General features: G+C 53.3%; 19 protein-coding genes. 17 read left to right on the top strand and 2 right to left on the bottom strand.

What is annotated here, in order from left to right:
• Positions 1–174 precede the first annotated feature (174 nt).
• The 14 genes from pabC (at position 175) to J1778_RS07350 (ending at position 12,843) form a co-directional block, all read left to right on the top strand.
• Complete coding sequence (pabC, locus tag J1778_RS07415; RefSeq protein WP_217172622.1) at positions 175–972, top strand: aminodeoxychorismate lyase; 798 nt, start codon at positions 175–177, stop codon at positions 970–972.
• Positions 973–986: 14 nt separating this feature from the next.
• Complete coding sequence (gene mltG, locus J1778_RS07410; RefSeq protein ID WP_217172621.1) at positions 987–2,012, top strand: endolytic transglycosylase MltG; 1,026 nt, start codon at positions 987–989, stop codon at positions 2,010–2,012.
• Complete coding sequence (gene tmk / locus J1778_RS07405) at positions 2,002–2,649, top strand: dTMP kinase (RefSeq protein ID WP_217172620.1); 648 nt, start codon at positions 2,002–2,004, stop codon at positions 2,647–2,649. Before mltG ends, tmk begins: the two co-directional genes overlap by 11 nt.
• Entirely contained in the window at positions 2,646–3,665 is a 1,020-nt protein-coding gene (holB, locus tag J1778_RS07400) for a DNA polymerase III subunit delta' (protein WP_217172619.1), read from the top strand. The genes tmk and holB overlap by 4 nt, the downstream gene beginning before the upstream one ends.
• Positions 3,666–3,693: 28 nt before the next feature.
• Entirely contained in the window at positions 3,694–4,488 is a 795-nt protein-coding gene (locus J1778_RS07395; protein WP_217172618.1) for a metal-dependent hydrolase, read from the top strand.
• A 338-nt stretch (positions 4,489–4,826) separates the two neighbouring features.
• Entirely contained in the window at positions 4,827–6,260 is a 1,434-nt protein-coding gene (gene ptsG, locus J1778_RS07390; RefSeq protein ID WP_217172617.1) for a PTS glucose transporter subunit IIBC, read from the top strand.
• A 200-nt stretch (positions 6,261–6,460) separates the two neighbouring features.
• The gene (gene hinT, locus J1778_RS07385; protein ID WP_120160632.1) at positions 6,461–6,814 is read left to right on the top strand and encodes a purine nucleoside phosphoramidase; all 354 of its coding nucleotides are present in this window, start codon (positions 6,461–6,463) and stop codon (positions 6,812–6,814) included.
• Positions 6,815–6,822: 8 nt separating this feature from the next.
• Positions 6,823–7,191 (top strand): YcfL family putative periplasmic lipoprotein, encoded by a 369-nt coding sequence (locus J1778_RS07380; protein ID WP_217172616.1) that lies wholly within the window; start codon positions 6,823–6,825, stop codon positions 7,189–7,191.
• Between the two features lie 21 nt (positions 7,192–7,212).
• Positions 7,213–7,815 carry a penicillin-binding protein activator LpoB gene (lpoB, locus tag J1778_RS07375; RefSeq protein WP_217172615.1) on the top strand — a complete coding sequence of 201 codons (603 nt, stop codon included), beginning with the start codon at positions 7,213–7,215 and terminating at the stop codon, positions 7,813–7,815.
• The gene (locus tag J1778_RS07370; protein WP_217172687.1) at positions 7,799–8,656 is read left to right on the top strand and encodes a phosphotransferase; all 858 of its coding nucleotides are present in this window, start codon (positions 7,799–7,801) and stop codon (positions 8,654–8,656) included. The genes lpoB and J1778_RS07370 overlap by 17 nt, the downstream gene beginning before the upstream one ends.
• A gap of 46 nt (positions 8,657–8,702) precedes the next feature.
• Complete coding sequence (gene nagZ, locus J1778_RS07365) at positions 8,703–9,731, top strand: beta-N-acetylhexosaminidase (protein ID WP_217172686.1); 1,029 nt, start codon at positions 8,703–8,705, stop codon at positions 9,729–9,731.
• A 52-nt stretch (positions 9,732–9,783) separates the two neighbouring features.
• Positions 9,784–10,326 (top strand): alpha/beta hydrolase YcfP, encoded by a 543-nt coding sequence (gene ycfP / locus J1778_RS07360; protein WP_217172614.1) that lies wholly within the window; start codon positions 9,784–9,786, stop codon positions 10,324–10,326.
• A 321-nt stretch (positions 10,327–10,647) separates the two neighbouring features.
• Complete coding sequence (locus J1778_RS07355; protein ID WP_217172613.1) at positions 10,648–11,952, top strand: NAD(P)/FAD-dependent oxidoreductase; 1,305 nt, start codon at positions 10,648–10,650, stop codon at positions 11,950–11,952.
• A 354-nt stretch (positions 11,953–12,306) separates the two neighbouring features.
• Entirely contained in the window at positions 12,307–12,843 is a 537-nt protein-coding gene (locus J1778_RS07350; RefSeq protein ID WP_217172612.1) for a glycine zipper 2TM domain-containing protein, read from the top strand.
• Positions 12,844–12,915: 72 nt separating this feature from the next.
• Here the strand turns inward: J1778_RS07350 and J1778_RS07345 are convergent, their stop codons facing one another.
• Positions 12,916–13,899, bottom strand: coding sequence for an XdhC family protein (locus tag J1778_RS07345; RefSeq protein ID WP_217172611.1), 984 nt, complete (start codon positions 13,897–13,899; stop codon positions 12,916–12,918).
• The gene (locus tag J1778_RS07340; RefSeq protein ID WP_217172610.1) at positions 13,886–14,500 is read right to left on the bottom strand and encodes a nucleotidyltransferase family protein; all 615 of its coding nucleotides are present in this window, start codon (positions 14,498–14,500) and stop codon (positions 13,886–13,888) included. Before J1778_RS07340 ends, J1778_RS07345 begins: the two co-directional genes overlap by 14 nt.
• Before the next feature lie 209 nt (positions 14,501–14,709).
• Here J1778_RS07340 and J1778_RS07335 point away from each other — a divergent pair, with 209 nt between their 5' ends.
• The 3 genes from J1778_RS07335 to J1778_RS07325 are packed head-to-tail and all read left to right on the top strand — an operon-like array spanning position 14,710 to position 19,285.
• Positions 14,710–17,499, top strand: coding sequence for a xanthine dehydrogenase family protein molybdopterin-binding subunit (locus tag J1778_RS07335; RefSeq protein WP_217172609.1), 2,790 nt, complete (start codon positions 14,710–14,712; stop codon positions 17,497–17,499).
• Positions 17,496–18,044: a (2Fe-2S)-binding protein gene (locus J1778_RS07330; protein ID WP_217172608.1), complete on the top strand. Its 549-nt coding sequence runs from the start codon at positions 17,496–17,498 to the stop codon at positions 18,042–18,044. Before J1778_RS07335 ends, J1778_RS07330 begins: the two co-directional genes overlap by 4 nt.
• Entirely contained in the window at positions 18,044–19,285 is a 1,242-nt protein-coding gene (locus J1778_RS07325; protein ID WP_217172607.1) for a cytochrome c, read from the top strand. The genes J1778_RS07330 and J1778_RS07325 overlap by 1 nt, the downstream gene beginning before the upstream one ends.
• Positions 19,286–19,353: the final 68 nt, after the last annotated feature.

Below are 19,353 nucleotides of genomic sequence, written 5' to 3'. Positions count from 1 at the left end.
AAGTGGTTGCGATGTGGGAAAATAGAATCAAACGGCAGCTCAACGGAAAGAGTCTTCCCGCCAGTTCGGCTCACCGTTACGATAAAGTAAGAATGCTCCCCTTGCTGCCAGAAGCCTGCTCACGCAGTCTCAACAGTCGGAGAACCCTAACCCTGAAGTCAGGAGAAAGTAACCATGTGGATTAACGGTGAGGCGGCGACAACATTGCCAGCGGCAGACCGGTCTGTGCAATTTGGCGACGGTTGCTTCACTACGGCCAGGGTGTTGCGCGGTGAAATCCAGTTTCTCCCAGAACACCTCGCGCGGATGCAGCGCGCGGCGTCAGTTTTGCATATTGATGGCGTGGACTGGGCTGCGTTCGAACGTGAAATGGTACTGGCTGCGGGACAACAGGAAGAGGCTGTTGTTAAAGCGGTTGTCACGCGCGGGCAAGGTGGACGTGGATACAGCTCAGCAGGATGCTCTGCTCCGACCCGGATTGTATCTGTGTCTGCTTATCCGGCACATTATCACGCGTTGCGCCAAGGCGGTGTGAAGCTGGCCCTGAGCCCGGTGACGTTGAGTAAGAATCCGCTGCTGGCTGGCATAAAACACTTAAACCGGCTTGAGCAGGTGATGATCCGCCTGCATCTTGACCAGACGGATGCCGACGAGGCTCTGGTGGTTGACACCTCAGGTTGCCTGGTGGAATGCTGTTCGGCTAATTTATTCTGGCGAAAGGGGAATCAGGTATTTACACCGGATTTATCGCAGTCGGGCGTGGATGGTGTGATGCGCCGGCACATTATCCGGCTCATTGAAAACACCTCGCGCTGGACATTGCATATTGTCAGTGAACCCGCTGAAGCATTGTCGGATGCCAATGAGGTGCTGATTTGTAATGCACTGATGCCGGTTTTACCCGTGGCAAAGGCCAGCGGGTGGCATTATCCATCCCGAGATTTGTACGATTTTTTGCTCCAGAACTGTTAAAAAGTGAATAAACAATGACAAACAAAAAGACCAAAATCTTCGCCCTGATTGTCCTGATCCTTGCAGGACTGGCGACGTTTGCCTACCAGAAAGTGAAACAGTTTGCGGACCGCCCGATCAATGTCAGCAGTGAAACGATCTTTACCTTGCCTGCCGGTACCGGACGTGTGGTACTGGAAACACTGCTTATCGACAAGAAACTGATGAAGCCCAATCCGTGGTTCCCGTGGTTATTACGTTTAGAGCCCGAACTGAGCGACTTTAAGGCCGGAACCTACCGTTTCGAAAAAGGCATGACCGTTCGCCAGATGCTGGAACTGCTGAAAAGCGGCAAAGAAGCCCAATTTAGCATTCGTTTTGTCGAGGGCTTTAAGCTCAGCGACTGGATGAAGGTTTTAGATAAATCAGAGTATCTCAGGCATGAGCTCAGCGGGAAAAGTGGTGAAGAGATCGCCACTGCATTGGGCCTGACCGATACCAAAAATGCCGAAGGCTGGTTGTATCCGGATACTTACCATTACACAGCGGGCATGACGGATTTATCTCTGCTCAAACGTGCTCATGTGCGGATGGAAAAAACTGTGGCAGATATCTGGAAAGACCGCGCGGATTCTCTGCCCTATAAAACGCCTGCAGAGTTGGTCACCATGGCGTCGATTATCGAAAAAGAAACTGCCGTGAAAGATGAACGTCCGGAAGTGGCTTCCGTGTTCATCAACCGTCTGCGGATTGGTATGCGTCTGCAAACAGACCCGACCGTCATTTATGGTATGGGAGATAATTACACCGGTAATATCACTAAGAAAGATTTAGAAACGCCGACCCCTTACAATACTTATGTGATTACCGGTCTGCCGCCGTCGCCGATTGCGATGCCGAGTGAAGCCTCTCTTCAGGCTGCGGCCCATCCCGCAAAAACGCCTTATCTTTATTTTGTCGCTGACGGCAAAGGCGGGCATACTTTCAGCACTAACCTTGAGAACCATAACAAGGCGGTTCGTGTGTATATAGAGGCTCTTAAGAACAAGAATGAAAAGTAACTTCATTGTCATTGAAGGCCTCGAAGGGGCGGGAAAAACCACTGCTCATAACGTGGTGGTGGATGCATTGCGCCAGCACGGTGTGGAAGAAATTGTGTTTACCCGCGAGCCCGGCGGTACGCCGCTGGCGGAGAAATTGCGCGATTTATTTAAACGTGGCGTAGAGGGTGAAAAGCCGACCGTTAAAGCTGAAGTACTGATGCTTTATGCTGCCCGTGTCCAGTTGGTTGAGACAGTGATTTTACCCGCTTTGGCTCGCGGTGCCTGGGTAGTGGGCGACCGGCATGATCTTTCCTCGCAAGCTTATCAGGGCGGCGGACGTGGGATTGATGCCAGACTGATGACTTCTTTGCGTGATACCGTTCTGGGTGATTTCCGCCCGGATCTGACGTTGTATCTGGATTTGCCTCCGGCTATCGGCCTGCAACGTGCCCGTGCGCGCGGTGAACTGGATCGTATCGAGCAGGAAGCGTTGCCGTTCTTTGAACGTACGCGTGCGCGTTATCTGGAGCTTGCCGCCGCTGACAGCCGCATTAAAACCATCGATGCCTCTCAGACCATTGAACAGGTTAAGGCTTCGATCGAACAGACACTGAAAAACTGGTTTGACGAGCAGGCAACCCGGGAGCATTCATGAACTGGTATCCGTGGCTCAGCGCGCCTTACCGCCAACTGACAGGTCAATATCTGACAGGCCGCGGTCATCATGCGGTTCTCATGCATGCCGCCGCAGGTATCGGGGATGAGGCGCTGGTATATGGTCTGAGCCGCTGGCTGCTGTGCCAGCATAAGGACGGCGAAAAGAGTTGTGGTACATGCCACAGCTGTCAGCTGATGATTGCCGGCAACCATCCTGACTGGCATATCCTGCAACCTGAAAAGGGAAAAAACTCGCTGGGCATTGACCCGGTGCGTCAGCTCATCGAAACGCTCTACAATTATTCCCAACAGGGCGGTTCGAAAGTTGTCTGGATCCCGCAAACGGAATTGCTGACCGAAGCCGCGGCAAATGCCTTGCTGAAAACGCTGGAAGAGCCGCCAGCCGGTACCTATTTCCTGCTGGGATGTCGTGAGCCTTCGGCGCTACTGGCGACAATCCGCAGCCGCTGTTTTTACTGGCATCTGCCGGTGCCGGAAGAAACGCTGGCAGTGCAGTGGATCAACCGTCAGCTCAGTGCTGATCCTGTATCGATTAAAACGGCATTGCGTCTGACTAACGGTGCGCCATTGTCAGCCATTGAACTGTTGCAGCCGGAACGCTGGAAGCAACGCGTGGCATTATGTCAGCAGCTTTATACGCAATGTCAGCAACAGGATATGCTTTCCCTCTTGCCGCAGCTTAATCATGATGATGCGCCTGAGCGCCTTTACTGGCTGGCGACGTTACTGCTTGATGCCATCAAATGGCAACAGCACGCAGGACAATTCATCATCAATCATGACCAGCAGCCGTTAATTGCGTTGCTCGCCGGTGCGCAGTCCAGCGTAGCTTTACAGCAATCGGTGAGTGCCTGGATGCATTGCCGCCATCAGTTGCTTTCTATCGTCGGCGTTAACCGTGAGTTATTGCTGACCGAACAACTCCTTGAGTGGGAACAAATGCTTCAGGGTACCGTTTCTGCGTCGATTTTCAGTTCCGCGCTTTCGCGCTGATCCTCTTATTTGTGATGAGTTAATTACTATGTTTTTAGTCGATTCCCACTGTCATCTCGACAGCCTTGATTACGATGAGCTGCACTCCGGCGTTGATAACGTGCTGGAAAAAGCCCGTGAACGCGACGTGAAATTTATGCTGGCGGTGGCGACCACGTTGCCCGGCTATCGTGCGATGACACAGCTTATTGGTGACCGCCCGGATGTTGCATTTTCCTGCGGTGTGCATCCGCTGAATATTGACGATGGCTATGATTTCGCAGAACTTAGTGAGCTTGCCGCCAGCCCGAAAGTGGTGGCGATGGGTGAAACCGGACTGGATTATTTTTACCAGAAAGAAGCGCATCAACTGAAGCTGCAACAGGATTCATTCCGCGAGCACATCCGCATAGGCCGCGAGCTGAACAAACCGGTGATCGTCCATACCCGTGATGCCCGTCAGGATACGCTGGATATTCTCAAAGAAGAGCGGGCGGGGGAGTGTGGGGGTGTTTTGCATTGCTTCACAGAGGATCTGCCGACGGCAAAATTCCTGCTGGAGCTGGGATTCTTTATTTCCTTCTCAGGGATTGTGACTTTCCGTAACGCTGAAGCTTTACGTGAAGTGGCCCGATATGTTCCGCTGGATCGCCTGCTGGTGGAAACGGATTCGCCGTATCTGGCACCTGTGCCACATCGTGGTAAAGAGAACCAGCCTGCTTATGTGCGTGACGTTGCAGATTACATGGCCGTGCTCAAAGGTGTGAGCGTGGAACAGTTGGCCGAAGAGACCACCGCAAACTTTTCACGATTATTTCACATCGATACTTCCTCCCTGATCTAGTCTTAGGCTTAGTCATATACGCCGGATTTATTTTACACCTCGTAATTAATCACCAGAATGAGGTATTGTGGCCCCGTTTTTTACGGGGGCACAGGCGTTTATTTCGGATTAAATGTTGTAAATCGTGGTTTTTTTAAACGCTCTCACTGCATTTTTCAGAAAAACGTGACTGCCATCAAACATTAACAAAGGGAATTATTTTACCCTGCGTAAAAATTAAAAGGGGTGCTCAGACACCCGATAGCAAAGGGCAGTACGACCCTTTGCAAAGCGGTTAGTTATCTGGCTAAACCGCATGAAGTATCAAAAAGCATCATTACTCAGGAGCACACTCAATTATGTTTAAGAACGCGTTTGCAAACCTTCAAAAGGTCGGTAAATCGCTAATGCTGCCAGTATCCGTACTGCCAATCGCAGGTATCCTGCTTGGTGTCGGTTCTGCAAACTTTAGCTGGCTGCCAATGATCGTTTCCCATGTTATGGCCGAAGCCGGTGGTTCCGTCTTCGCTAACATGCCTCTGATCTTTGCTATCGGTGTGGCGTTAGGCTTCACCAACAACGACGGTGTTTCTGCACTGGCGTCCGTTGTGGCATACGGCATCATGGTGAAAACCATGGCAGTTGTTGCACCCCTGGTTCTGCATTTGCCTGCTGAAGAAATTGCAGCCAAGCATCTGGCAGATACCGGCGTACTCGGCGGTATTATCTCCGGTGCGATTGCGGCATACATGTTCAACCGTTTCTACCGCATCAAGCTGCCTGAATACCTGGGCTTCTTCGCCGGTAAACGTTTCGTGCCAATCATCTCTGGTATGGCCGCGATTATTCTGGGTGTGGTTCTGTCCTTCATCTGGCCGCCAATCGGTACAGGTATCCAGACCTTCTCACAATGGGCTGCTTACCAGAACCCGGTTGTGGCATTCGGTATCTACGGCGTTGTAGAACGTGCGCTGGTTCCGTTTGGTCTGCACCATATCTGGAACGTTCCATTCCAGATGCAAATCGGTGAGTACGTGAACTCTGCGGGTCAGGTATTCCACGGCGATATCCCTCGTTACATGGCGGGTGACCCGACTGCGGGTAAACTGTCCGGTGGCTTCCTGTTCAAAATGTACGGTCTGCCAGCGGCTGCTATCGCAATCTGGCACTCAGCAAAACCTGAGAACCGTGCAAAAGTCGGCGGCATTATGATTTCCGCTGCACTGACTGCGTTCCTGACCGGTATCACCGAGCCAATCGAATTCTCCTTCATGTTCGTTGCGCCGATCCTGTATGTGATCCACGCGATTCTGGCCGGTCTGGCGTTCCCAATCTGTATCCTGTTGGGTATGCGTGACGGTACCAGCTTCTCGCACGGTCTGATTGACTTCATCGTACTGAGCGGTAACAGCAGCAAAATCTGGCTGTTCCCAATCGTCGGTGCGGTGTATGCAGTGGTTTACTACAGCATCTTCCGTTTCCTGATTGCGAAACTGGACCTGAAAACGCCTGGCCGTGAAGACTCCACCAGCGAAACCACAGCACAGGGCGGTTCAGAAATGTCTGCTTCCCTGGTTCAGGCTTTCGGCGGCAAAGACAACATCACTAACCTTGATGCCTGTATTACCCGTCTGCGCGTCAGCGTAGCGGACGTCTCCAAAGTTGATCAGGCTGGCCTGAAAAAACTGGGTGCGGCAGGTGTGGTGGTTGCAGGTTCTGGTGTTCAGGCAATTTTCGGTACCAAGTCTGACAACCTGAAAACTGATATGGACGAGTACATGCGTAACCATTAATGGTGAGCAATGTCTGGTTCTGAGAAAGGAGGCTTCGGCCTCCTTTTTTCATGCCTGCGATTTGGAGGAACGGTTGCCGCGGCCTGACGCTGGCGCTTTCTGCGCCAATTAAGCATCAAAAAGCGTAATCAGGTTGAAAGGAATGGAAATTCTAACCCATACTGCGTACAACGCTTTTTACTTTGTTAAGGACAGTTAAGATGGCCGAAGAGACAATTTTCAGCAAAATCATTCGCCGTGAAATCCCCGCCGACGTGGTTTACCAGGACGAACTGGTGACTGCATTCCGCGATATTTCTCCCCAGGCGCCAAGCCACATTCTGATTATCCCGAATATCCTGATCCCGACAATGAATGACGTTGATACTACGCACGAAGCCGCGCTGGGTCGGATGATGACGGTTGCCGCTAAAATTGCCGAACAGGAAGGGATCGCCGAAAGCGGCTACCGCCTGATCGTCAACTGCAACCGCGACGCCGGTCAGGAGGTTTATCACATCCATATGCATCTGGTCGGTGGCCGTGCATTGGGTCCATTGCTGTCACGTCAGTAAGGGTAAACATGCGTTTCCTGATAGCATTATTGCCGGTAATTTTGTTGGCAGGCTGCAGCAGCAAGCCAGGCATTGCGCTCAATAATCAGCAAAGAGTGGTCATGGAATCCCCCGTTTTGACGGCGGGAATCATCCCGAGTTCGCCAACAGTGTCTGATTCCGGTGGACAGAAAAAAGCCACCAGTACACTGGATAATAACCAGCCACATCCTGTCACCTTGCATTACCGTTTCTATTGGTATGATAAGCAGGGACTGGATTTATTACCGGTTGCCGAATCCAGGACCGTCACCGTGCCAGCTAACAGCAGCGTTGACATCAGTTCACTCAATGGCAATCTCGATGCACACAGTGTGCGCATGTACCTTTATCTCTAAATTCCCGAACGGAGAAGGTTGATGAAAAAGTATTTTCTCATTGTGGCGATGGCCGCATTGATCCTTGGCGGTTGTACTTTGCCAAACCAACAACAGACACAGCCTCAGCAGCCAGAACAACCTCAGCAGCCACAACAGCCACTGCCACCGGTCAATCCGCCAGTGCCTGAGCAGCCACAAGTTCAGCCGGTTCCGCAGCCGCCAAAATTCGCCAATATTGACTGGACGGCGACCGTCCAGCCGATGCTGGCAAAAATGCTGAAATCGGATGGTGTGCAGTCGGGCAGCGTTTTGCTGGTGGATAGCGTGAAAAACAGCACCAACGGTTCGCTGCAGATGGCCAAGGCGACGGACGCCCTGCGCAATGCGCTGGCGAATAACACCACTTTCCAGGTGGTTCCGGCAGATCAGGTGTCTTCCGCCAAACAGTCACTGGGATTATCGCCGGATGACAGCCTGGCTTCGGTCAGTAAAGCCATCGGTCTGGCAAACATTGTGAAAGCACAGTACGTGCTTTACAGCACCGTGAGTGGTGATGTGAAAGCGCCTACTATGTCGATGCGTCTGATTACCGCACCAAGCGGCGAAATCGTCTGGTCAGGCCGTGGTGCAGTCCAGAATTAACGCTGAGCTTCTGCAATTCGAACTACAGCAACTGATCGAAAAACATTATCCGGCGGTGAAAACCGCCGGATTTCGTTTATTACCGGTTGCCGGACTGACGGGAGAAAGCTGGAAAATCAGTTCGCCTGCCGGTGATTTACTTGCGCGACACCAGTCTTTTGATAAGCAGATGGCTGGCGCTGACCGGCGACGCGAATCTGCGATTTTGCGGCATGTGGCGCGGCAAAAATCAGGCCCGTGTGTCAGACTTTATTCGCCGCCGTGGCTGATTGTTGACTGGATAGACGGTACGCCGCTGACTGAACAGATCTTCGCGATGCCCGCCACTCAGCAGGCACTGAGCCAGACGCTGGCAGGGCTGCACCGGTTACCGCCTTCAGGCTACCGGCTGGATTTGCAGCATCAGTTTGCCCGTTACTGGCAATATATCGACCGGCGCAGACTAACGCCGCGCTGGCTGCGTTTACATCGCAAGATGATGTCGCAGACTCAACCCGCGCCGATGAAACTGGCGCTGGTGCATATGGATATTCACGCAGGAAATGTACTGAATACGCCAGACGGCCTGCGGCTGATTGACTGGGAATACGCGGCGGATGCGGATGTTGCACTGGAGCTGGCTGCGATTGTTCGCGGTAATGGCTGGAGCGTGCAGCAGCAAAATGGTTTCCTGCGCGAGTATGTCAATGCGGGCGGCTATCAGGATATTTCTCTTTTGCAGCAGCAGGTTAACCGCTGGATCCCCTGGGTCGATTACCTGATGCTGATGTGGTTTGAAGTGCGCTGGCAGCAGACCGGCGAGAGTCAGTACAGTGAATGGGCGCACAGGTTGCGTCCTTAAAAATCATCTGAAAAGAAAAGGAGCGTCCATTTTGTTGGGACCTGTAATGCTGGATGTCGTTGGCTTTGAGCTGGATGCTGAAGAACGTGAAATTTTACAGCACCCGCTGGTGGGCGGACTGATTTTATTCACCCGAAATTATCATGACGTTGATCAGTTGCATGAACTGATCCGCCAGATCCGCGCCGCGTCTCACGACCGGCTGGTGCTGGCAGTGGATCAGGAAGGCGGTCGTGTGCAGCGTTTTCGCGAAGGTTTCACCCGTCTGCCTGCTGCGCAGTCTTTTGCTGCCCTGAATGCGCCGCATGAAGCGAAGCGCCTGGCACAGGAAGGCGGCTGGCTGATGGCGTCAGAAATGATTGCCATGGATATCGACATTAGCTTTGCGCCGGTTCTGGATATCGGTCATATCAGCGCTGCCATTGGCGAGCGTTCGTTCCACGCCGAACCGCAGAAAGCGCTGGATATGGCAGAGCAGTTCATTCTCGGTATGCATGCTGCGGGGATGAAAACCACCGGTAAGCATTTCCCGGGGCATGGCGCGGTCAGTGCGGACTCTCATAAAGAAACGCCGCGTGACGATCGTCCGCTGGAAGTGATCCGCGGGCACGACATGGCAATCTTCCGTCAGCTTAATGAGCGTAAATTGCTGGATGCCGTCATGCCAGCCCACGTGATTTATACCCAGGCTGACCCGCGCCCCGCCAGCGGTTCGCCTTACTGGCTGCAGGAAATTTTGCGTAAAGAACTGAATTTCAACGGCGTGATTTTCTCCGATGATATTTCGATGGAAGGTGCCGCGATTATGGGCAGCTATCCGGAACGTGCTCAGGCTTCTCTGGATGCCGGGTGCGATATGATCCTCGCCTGCAACAACCGTCAGGGCGCAGTGAGCGTGCTGGATAACCTGTCTCCGGTCAAAGCTGAACGTGTAGCGCAGTTGTATCATCGCGGACTGTACAGTGGAAAACGGGCCCGTCAGGATCTGCAAAATTCGAGTCGCTGGAAAGATGCTAACCGTGAACTGACCGCACTCGACGCCCGCTGGCAGGAATATAAAGAAACTGCCCGGTAACGTTTTTCAGTCCGCGTAAGGGTTTCAACGCACATTCAGGATGAGGTAAACGATGATTATCTATTTGCATGGCTTCGATTCAACCAGTCCCGGCAACCATGAGAAAGTGTTGCAGCTGCAGTTTATTGATCCCGACGTCCGTTTCATCAGCTACAGCACGTTGCACCCGCGCCACGACATGCAACATTTGCTGAAAGAAGTCGATAAAGTGCTGCATGAAACCGCCGACAAAAATGCCCTGATTTGTGGTGTCGGGCTCGGTGGATTTTGGGCTGAACGCATCGGTTTTCTGTGCGGCATACGTCAGGTGATGTTCAACCCGAACTTATCGCCGCAGGAAAACATGACCGGGAAAATTGACCGTCCCGAAGAGTACGAAGACATCGCCACAAAATGTATCAGTGATTTTCGCGAGAAAAACCGCGACCGTTGTCTGGTGATTTTATCGCGCGAAGACGGCGTGCTCGACAGCCAGAAAACTGCTGAGAAGCTTCATCACTATTATCCGGTTGAATGGGACGAACATCAGAGCCATAAGTTCAAGGATATCTCGACCCATCTTCAGCGGATCAAAGCGTTCAAAAACATCGTCTGATTTAACATTTCTGTTCTGCACTCTTAAAGCCACTGCCCGAAAGCAGTGGCTTTTTATTTGACGCCAGTCTGCCGTCAGAAATCATTTTTCACCCATTTTCTGTCTAACCTGCTGATTTAAAGCCGTCAAAATACGTGCCATTTGCCTAAGTCAAATTTGCCAAATGAATTTAAATTGACCTATATCAATTTTGGTATGACCAAATCACCACGCGTGATATCCTCCGTCTCAGATACCGATTTAACTTAAGCAACCCTATGTAATATAAGGATAATATTTTTACTCTTATATAACAATTGGTTCACATTTGAGGGGGTCATTTTGACATCACCAATGAAGAAAATTGTGATTATCGGCGGTGGCGCCGGCGGTCTGGAACTGGCAACCAGCCTGGGACATAAACTTGGCCGCAAGAAAAAAGCGGAGATCATTCTGGTCGATCGCAATCACAGCCATTTATGGAAACCACTGCTGCACGAAGTGGCGACCGGCAGTCTGGACGACGGCGTAGATGCATTGAGCTATCTGGCTCATGCCCGCAATCACGGCTTTACCTTCCAGATTGGCTCACTGACTGATATCGATCGTGAAAATCAGACCATCAAACTGGCTGAAATCTGCGACGAGAACGGCGAGATACTGGTGCCGGTGCGCGATATTGCTTACGACACGCTGGTGATGGCGCTGGGCAGTACGTCTAACGACTTCGGTACGCCGGGCGTGAAAGACAACTGCATCTTCCTGGATAACCCGCATCAGGCGCACCGTTTCCATAACGAAATGCTGAATCTGTTCCTCAAGTTCTCTGCCAGTTCCGATAAGCAGAAGAAAGTGAACATTGCGATTGTCGGCGGCGGTGCGACCGGTGTTGAGCTGTCAGCGGAACTGCACAATGCGGTCAAACAGCTGCACAGCTACGGTTTCGAAGGTCTGGACAGCGAAGCGCTGAACGTTACGCTGGTGGAAGCGGGTGAGCGTATTCTGCCTGCGTTGCCACCGCGTATTTCTGCGGCTGCACACAATGAGCTGACCAAACTGGGCGTGCGCGTTCTGACGCAAACCATGGTCACCAGCGCGGATAAAAACGGTCTGAACACCAGGTCCGGTGAATTCATTGACGCCGATCTGATGGTCTGGGCGGCGGGGATTAAAGCCCCTGATTTCATGAAAGACATCGCCGGTCTGGAAACCAACCGTATTAACCAGCTGGTGGTGGAGCCGACGTTGCAAACCACGCGCGACCCGAACATTTACGCTATTGGTGACTGTGCTTCCTGTCCGCAGCCGTCCGGCGGTTTCGTGCCTCCGCGTGCTCAGTCAGCGCATCAGATGGCCTCCCGCTGCTTTGCTAACATCATGGCGCAGCGCAAAGGACAGAGCCTGAAACCTTACGTCTATAAAGACCATGGTTCACTGGTTTCCCTTTCTCGTTTCAGTACTGTCGGCAGCCTGATGGGTAACCTGATGCGCGGCTCAATGATGGTGGAAGGGCGTCTGGCGCGACTGGTTTATATTTCCCTGTACCGTATGCACCAGATTGCACTGCACGGTTACATCAAAACCGGTCTGATGATGCTGGTCGGCGGAATTAACCGCGTCATCCGTCCGCGTCTTAAACTGCACTGATTCCGTTCAGCGGCGTTTTTTTAAACGTCAGCTGAATCGTTTCATACCTAAAAGCCTGTTTACTACAGGCTTTTTTATTTCCGGCGTCATATTTTTACGTGATAAATACCCCCACAGCACAAGATCACGTCAATATTACTTTGTCAGCTAAGAATCCTCCGAAACACTCTTCAGACAGACCATTTTCCTCACTTACAGAGTTCGTCTTATTGTTTGCTTACGTTTTGGTATGCACTATTGACAATAAGTTTACAGACGGCGATTCACGCACGCCGGACCTCAGATGTGTTGTTGTCCGCTGAGGAGCGTCCTTAAATGGGCGAATTGCGTGGTAACATTTTCGGAGGAAGTCCTGTGAACAAGTCAATGTTAGCTGGGGTCGGTATTGGTGTGGCTGCGGCGTTGGGCATTGCTGGCGTTGCGAGCATGAACGTCTTTTCGTCTGGCCCGCAATATGCGCAGGTTGTCAGCGCGACGCCAATCAAAGAGACCACGAAAACCCCGCGTCAGGAATGTCGTAACGTCACGGTCACTCACCGTCGCCCTGTGCAGGATGAGCATCAGATCACCGGTTCCGTACTGGGTGCGGTAGCCGGTGGTGTTCTGGGTCACCAGTTTGGTGGTGGTCGCGGACGTGATGTCGCTACGGTAGCCGGTGCGCTGGGTGGCGGCTATGCGGGTAACCGCGTACAAAGCAGCATGCAGGATAACGATACCTACACGACCCAACAGCAGCGCTGTAAAACCGTGTATGACAAAGCAGATAAAACGCTCGGTTATGATGTGACCTACAAAATAGGCGATCAGCAAGGGAAAGTGCGTATGGACCACGATCCGGGCACTCAAATCCCGCTGGATAAAAGCGGTCAGTTGCAGCTTACCCGTTCATAATCATCCGGTAAGTCTGAACGAAAAAGCCTGAGGTGCAAACCTCAGGCTTTTTTTATGGAATGAACCGCGCATTCAGGCCGCCGCGCCGGGATGCTTCACTCCATTTTTATGTTTAACAATATCAGCCATGACGGCCAGCGCGATTTCGGCCGGGGTTTTGCTGCCAATGGGTAAGCCTACCGGTGCGTGCAGACGGGAAAAATCATCTGCCGTGAAATCAGCGATGGTTTGCAGACGCTCACGGCGTCGTGCGCTGTTGCGCTGCGAACCCATCGCACCGATATAAAATGCCGGCGTATTCACTGCTTCCATCAGGGTCAGATCATCCATTCTCGGGTCATGGGTCAGTGCGACAATGGCGGTATTTGCATGACAGCCTTTCTGCTCGAGATATTTAGCGGGGAACTGTTTTTCCAGACGAACCTCCGCTTTCAGCGACGGCAGAAAGTTTTCCAGCACATCCTCGCGGCACTCACATACCACCACTTCAAATCCGAGCGCGCAGGCAAAATCAGCGCAGAAAAGCGCGACGCTGGACAATCCGGCAATCAGCAGGCGCGGCGGTGCGGCCAGATGCAGGGTGATGCAATCATCGTTGCGCATCACCTGGGTCGCATTATGATAATTCGTCAGTTCCAGATGATCGCAGGCCGCGGGCAGGATGAGTGACTTGGTCAGGGCGTAATGTCCCGCCAGCGCCATCCCCATTTTTTGCAGATAATCCACATTACTTTGCGTTGACGGTAAATACTCAATCAGTACATCCAGCGAACCGCCGCACGGCAGGGCAATATTCGGCGTCAGCCCACCTTCACCGTAGCGCACAATCTGGCTGGCTTGCTGATATTCACCTGCCGCAATACGTTGCAGAAAATCCTCTTCGACACAGCCACCTGAAAGTGAACCGCAAAAATGCCCCCCGGCGTTTGCCACCATTAGTGCGCCTGGTGCGCGTGGGGAAGAACCGTAAGTGGTCAGTACCGTACAAAGCCAGACCGGCTGGTGCGCCAGCCATGCCATCGCCTGAGAAATAACTTGGTTATCAAGATGCTGCATGCATTTGTCCGTTCTGAATAAGCGAGGATTCGGTGAGTTGCTCCGGCAGATCGATATCTGCGGTCACTGCCGGATTATTAAAATTGAGTCGTAATACTTCGCGTCCGCGCAAAAGATCCCGCGCGCCATGATCGCCGCGTAACTGCAAAAGCCCCTCGCGCATCGGCCGGGAAAAACCGACCGGATGGCCCGGCTCATTTTGCCAGTAAGGACGGACCACCTGCGCCTGTTGCAGGCTTGTGGCAACCGCGGTGAAAACTTCAGCGGGAACAAAAGGCATATCTGCCAGATGGATAAGCCAGCCGTTCCATTCCGGCGTATCGCGTACACCGGCAGCAATGGATTCACCGGTTCCGGCACTGCTGACGAGGGTAAAAGGTACTGCTTTACGTGCGCAACTGGCCTGAACCTGCAAATTTTCCGCACGGGTGACCACATGGACTGGTAAACCGCTGGCGGTTAAATGATTCAGCGTGGTTTCAAATACGGTGACAGGATTTTCTGCTGTTTGACTCAGAACGGCATTGAGCTTGTTTCCTTCGCCGCCGGCGGCAGAAAACCGCTTTCCTGACCCCGCCGCGAGAAGAATAATTCCGGCCATTTCGCGTCTATCCCTTCTGATTATTGTTTGCGCAACAGAAACGAATTATCGCACTTTTTTGCGCTCATTTGTGAACAAGATATTAAAAATGTGTTTTCCATCATAGCTTATAAGGTTTTGCATACCTATAATCGCCCGCGATAAACAGGATTTTCAGAATATTAGAAAGTGCTGAACAATAAGAAGACATAAAAGAATCAAAGGAATTTATGAGCAATTTCAACCCGTCCAGGCGGCGCTTTGTGAAAGGCGCTGTGATCGCTGGCGTCTCCGTTTATCTCGCGCCGTTGCACAGTCGGGCTTATGCCGCACTGTTCGAAGAAAAAATTCTGCAATCACCCCAGTGGGATGCACAAAACAAACGCGTTCGTTTCCGTATCGATGGTAAAGCGAAAGTCATGGGGCAGAAAGTCTTTGCCCGTGATATCCGCGCCAAAGACATGCCCCACTGGCCGCAGAAACAGGCGCATGCCTTTATCCTCCGCGTGACCGAAGCCGATAAAATTTACACCGGTCTGGATCTCTCACTGCTTGGCGACGATCTTCAGCCTGATCAGCTGGTGACGGCTGACGTGCTGGCGCGCGACGGTCTGGCCTTCCCGGCATTTTATGGCGAAGACATGCTGCTGCCGGAAGGCAAAACACCCGCTTATCTGGGACAAGCCGTGGCAATTCTGGTTTATCAGGATTTTGCCAAATTCCGTTTCGCCAAAAATGCATTGAAATTCAAAGACGGTGTGGTGCGCTACGGCGAGAAAACCGGTCCGCTGGAACGCGATCCGTGGGGAACGTTCCGCTTTGTGCGCGTCGGGGGCGAAACCGCCTATGAAGATGATAAATTCTCCAGCCTGAAAGATATGCCGGTCTTTCCGGTCGGGATGCGCAAACACCTGCCTGTCTGGCCGGAAGGACGCGAGGGCGGCAAGCTGGACGAGCAGGGCATGTTCTATGCCGGCGAGATGTCTGATGAACTGAAATCACCGCCGCAGGACTGGCTGGTAATGTCGCGCCGTTTCACCACGCAATCCGTGGACACTTCCGCGCTAGAGCCGGATAACGCCAACGGCTGGTACGACGCCGCCACACAAACGCTGCATATGGTGGTGCCAACGCAGTCGCCGCAGGAAGTGGCGGATGAAATGCCGCGCATGATGGCGAAATCACACCGCACGGTGAAAACGCTGATTATGCATCCGTGCTACACCGTAGGATACGGCTCGAAAGATCACTACAACTTCCCGTATTACGGGGCAGTCGCGGCGATGTACGGTGACGGCACGCCAGTGCGTCTGGCTAACGACCGCTTTGAACAGTTCCAGTCAGCGCTCAAACGCCATGCGTTTGATATGAATTACGATATTGCCGTGAACCGAGACACCGGCATGTTGCAGTCTTTCCATGCGGCAATGACTGCAGACGGCGGCGGGCGCAGCAACTTTACGCCGTCAGTGGTGATGGTTGGCGCAACTGCGGCACAGTCGATTTACTATTTCCCGAAAAGTGATTTATCCGCCGTCGGTCTGGCCTCGCGCGCGCTCGATGCGGGTTCCGCACGCGGCTACGGTACGCTGCAAAGTATGGCCGCCACTGAAATGATGATGGATGAACTGGCCGCTGAACTGAAGCTGGATCCTATTGCGTTTCGCATGCGCAACGTTCTGAAATCGGGCATGAAAAATACTCAGGGTGCCATCCCGGCGGGGGCAATTCGTGCCGATGAAGTGCTGGAAAAAGCCGCCGTTCACCCGTTATGGACAGAACGCCAGAAACGCAAAGCCGAATACGAAAGTCAGAATCCGGGCAAACGCTATGGCGTTGGTTTTGGTTGTGTGCAGAAAGACTTCGGAACCGGTGCAGAAACCTCTTTCGCCCGCGTGGAACTCAGTGAAAAAGGCGAAATCAGCCTGTGGCACAGCGGCGCGGAAATGGGCACCGGGATGTCGACGTCGCAGTCCGTTTTGTGCGCTGAATGGCTGGGCAAACCGGCTGAACAGGCGCATTTCTCGGTGACAGACTGGTCGGTGCTGCCGGTGGAAACCAGCGGCGATCCGTACATTATGTCGCAGGAAGAGCAGGACAAACTGCAAACCAATCCGCGCTGGTCGCCTTCTTATTGTTCGCCATCCAGCGCCAGTAACTCGGCTTATTACTTCTCTCACAGCACCCGCGAAGCGGCGCGCCTGATCTTCGACAACGGCATCTGGCCGGCGGCGATGGCCATCTGGCAAACCGGCATTGGCGGCGGACAGGCTGCGCCTTATGTGGTCCGCAAAGAAGATGCCCGCTGGGTGGAGGGCGGCCTGACGGCTAACGGCATGCAAATTCTCAGCCTCGAAATGCTGGCGAAAAAAGTGTACGAAATGAAAGGCATGACCGGCGCAGCGGTTCACGTATTCAACCGCTGGCAATGGGCAGAAGCCGATTTCACCCTCAATAATGTGCGTCAGCGCATTCCGGTGGATGGCATGTCAGTACGTCACGGTGCGGATGAATTCCAGACCCTGGCGCGGGACGCAGTGTATTACCCGCCCACACAGCGTAACAACGCATCTGTCACTTACTACAGCGCGGTCGGTACGCTGGCTGAAATCGCCGTGGACATTGCTACCGGCAAGGTCGAGATTCTGACGCACCATTCCATTATGGAGTGCGGCAATCTGATCGTACCTGAGCTGGTTTCCGGTCAGTTGCAGGGTGGACTGGCAATGGGCATCGGCCACGCATTGCATGAATATTTACCGCTCTACGAAGACGGGCCGGGTAACGGAACGTGGAACTTCAACCGTTACCATTTGCCACGCGCCAGCGATGTGGCGGTCTGGAAACAGACCAGCGATATCCTGCCTGCGCTGTCGGAAACCGATCCGCCGAAAGGCATGGCTGAAGTGGTGATGATCCCGGTCGTCGCTGCGCTGGTGAATGCCATTGCCGATGCTACCGGTCACCGTTTCCGTGATTTGCCTGTTCGTGCTGAAAATATTCGTGAGGTTTTACAATGAGCATCAAAACCCAGCCTTTGTCGCTGACCATTAACAATCAACAATACGGCCCGCTGGAGGTTCCTGAAGGCCTGATGATGATTGATTTCCTGCACGAATATGTGGCGCTGACCGGCTCCCGTCTGGGTTGTGGTCAGGGAATTTGTCACGCCTGTGTGGCCATCGTCGACCATGAAAGCGGCACCAGCGAAGAAGTGCGAACCTGCATTACCGGCGCACATTTCTTCAATGGCAAAAAAGTGCGTACCGTCGAAGGCCACGCCAAAACCGACGACAAAGGCGAAGTTCACCTTTCTCCGGTTCAGCAGGCTTTTCTCGAGCATTACAGTTTCCAGTGCGGGTACTGCACGCCCGGCTTTGTGAATGCGGCGACGCTGCTGCTTGAGCGCCTGGAAAAACACCCGATCCCGCTGGCAGATCTCGAAGCGGCGATTAACGGCGCGCTGGAAAATCACATCTGCCGCTGTACCGGCTACGTGCGTTATTACGAAGCCGTGCGCGATGTGGTGATGAAAACCCCTGGCCTGATCCGGGAGCATGCGTGATGAAAAAACGTCTTTTCCTCGCGCTGCTGGTGATCATTATTATCGTGATCGCCGTGCTCTGGTGGCGGGAAAACCGCACGCTGGATGCGCCGGTGCAGAAAGTCACCGCGGATACAGCGCAGGTTGAACGCGGCCGTTATCTGGTGCAGGCGTCCGACTGCGCGGCATGTCATACCGCTTCCGGTGGCGCACCGCTGGCGGGGGGGTATCCGCTGGAAACGCCGTTTGGCAAGATTTTTGGCAGCAACCTGACGCCTTCTGCGGACCAGGGTATTGGCCGCTGGACATCAGATGATTTCTATCTGGCGCTGACAAAAGGCGTGGCGCCGGGCGGACGTCATCTGTATCCGGCGATGCCTTACACTTCGTACAAGGGCGTGACGCGTCAGGATTCTGACGATATGTATGCGTTTCTGATGACGCGTCCGGCGGTGGATCAGCCGGTGCCGGAAAACGAAATGCCATTCCCGTTCAACCAGCGTATGGCGATGATCGGCTGGAACCTGTTGTTCCGCACCAGTGATCCTATGCCCGCCAGTTCTCAGGGCAACTCTGCCGACTGGCAGCGCGGTAAGTACCTGACGGATGTGCTCGGTCACTGCGGCGAATGTCATACGCCTCGTGGCAAACTGGGGCAGATGGATACCGGCAGCAATCTGAAAGGCGGCACGCTCGGCCGTATTACCGCGCCGGCGATCACCCCGGAGGCCCTGGCGCAACGTGGCTGGAACCCGGCGGATCTGAGCCGTTTCCTCGCGACCGGCATTGCGCCACAAGGTTCTGCCTTTGATGAAATGCATAAGGTTGTGGATCTCAGTACCCGTCATCTGACCGACGCCGATCACCGCGCCATCGTCACTTATCTGCTGGGAGATAAACCGCCAGCGGCCGTGCTGGTCAGCATCGGGCAGGGTGGTAATGATGCCGGACGCATCACTTATCTGGATCAATGTTCCGGTTGTCATATGGCCGATGGTTCAGGCAAACCGCATGTCGCGGTGGCGATGCAAAACAACGCCACCTTGCGCCAGCCGGATGGTCGTAACCTGATTGTTTCGGTGCTCGATGGGTTACCGGCGCAGGAATTCCCGAACGGTGAAAGCATGCAGCCGATGCCCGGCTTTGCGGATCGTTTGAACGATGCGCAAATTGCTGAGATGGTGAATTATCTGCGCGTGACCTTCGGCGGTTTACCGGCAGATATCACGGCGGAACAGGTGAAAGCGTTGCGCAAACACTGATTAATCAGTCTGATGAGCCCGTAAAAAAGCCCGGTGAATGATGAGTTCACCGGGCTTTTATTTTGCTT

This window comes from Rahnella bonaserana, from assembly GCF_019049675.1.
Lineage (GTDB): Bacteria > Pseudomonadota > Gammaproteobacteria > Enterobacterales > Enterobacteriaceae > Rahnella > Rahnella bonaserana.
This window is presented reverse-complemented; position numbering and strand designations above follow the sequence as displayed.

Bases quoted from the DNA above. Each gene is read 5' to 3' on its own strand.
- pabC (WP_217172622.1), top strand. From the start codon at position 175: ATGTGGATTAACGGTGAGGCGGCGACAACATTGCCAGCGGCAGACCGG.
- mltG (WP_217172621.1), top strand. From the start codon at position 987: ATGACAAACAAAAAGACCAAAATCTTCGCCCTGATTGTCCTGATCCTT.
- tmk (WP_217172620.1), top strand. From the start codon at position 2,002: ATGAAAAGTAACTTCATTGTCATTGAAGGCCTCGAAGGGGCGGGAAAA.
- holB (WP_217172619.1), top strand. From the start codon at position 2,646: ATGAACTGGTATCCGTGGCTCAGCGCGCCTTACCGCCAACTGACAGGT.
- J1778_RS07395 (WP_217172618.1), top strand. From the start codon at position 3,694: ATGTTTTTAGTCGATTCCCACTGTCATCTCGACAGCCTTGATTACGAT.
- ptsG (WP_217172617.1), top strand. From the start codon at position 4,827: ATGTTTAAGAACGCGTTTGCAAACCTTCAAAAGGTCGGTAAATCGCTA.
- hinT (WP_120160632.1), top strand. From the start codon at position 6,461: ATGGCCGAAGAGACAATTTTCAGCAAAATCATTCGCCGTGAAATCCCC.
- J1778_RS07380 (WP_217172616.1), top strand. From the start codon at position 6,823: ATGCGTTTCCTGATAGCATTATTGCCGGTAATTTTGTTGGCAGGCTGC.
- lpoB (WP_217172615.1), top strand. From the start codon at position 7,213: ATGAAAAAGTATTTTCTCATTGTGGCGATGGCCGCATTGATCCTTGGC.
- nagZ (WP_217172686.1), top strand. From the start codon at position 8,703: ATGCTGGATGTCGTTGGCTTTGAGCTGGATGCTGAAGAACGTGAAATT.
- ycfP (WP_217172614.1), top strand. From the start codon at position 9,784: ATGATTATCTATTTGCATGGCTTCGATTCAACCAGTCCCGGCAACCAT.
- J1778_RS07345 (WP_217172611.1), bottom strand. From the start codon at position 13,899: ATGCAGCATCTTGATAACCAAGTTATTTCTCAGGCGATGGCATGGCTG.
- J1778_RS07340 (WP_217172610.1), bottom strand. From the start codon at position 14,500: ATGGCCGGAATTATTCTTCTCGCGGCGGGGTCAGGAAAGCGGTTTTCT.
- J1778_RS07335 (WP_217172609.1), top strand. From the start codon at position 14,710: ATGAGCAATTTCAACCCGTCCAGGCGGCGCTTTGTGAAAGGCGCTGTG.
- J1778_RS07330 (WP_217172608.1), top strand. From the start codon at position 17,496: ATGAGCATCAAAACCCAGCCTTTGTCGCTGACCATTAACAATCAACAA.
- J1778_RS07325 (WP_217172607.1), top strand. From the start codon at position 18,044: ATGAAAAAACGTCTTTTCCTCGCGCTGCTGGTGATCATTATTATCGTG.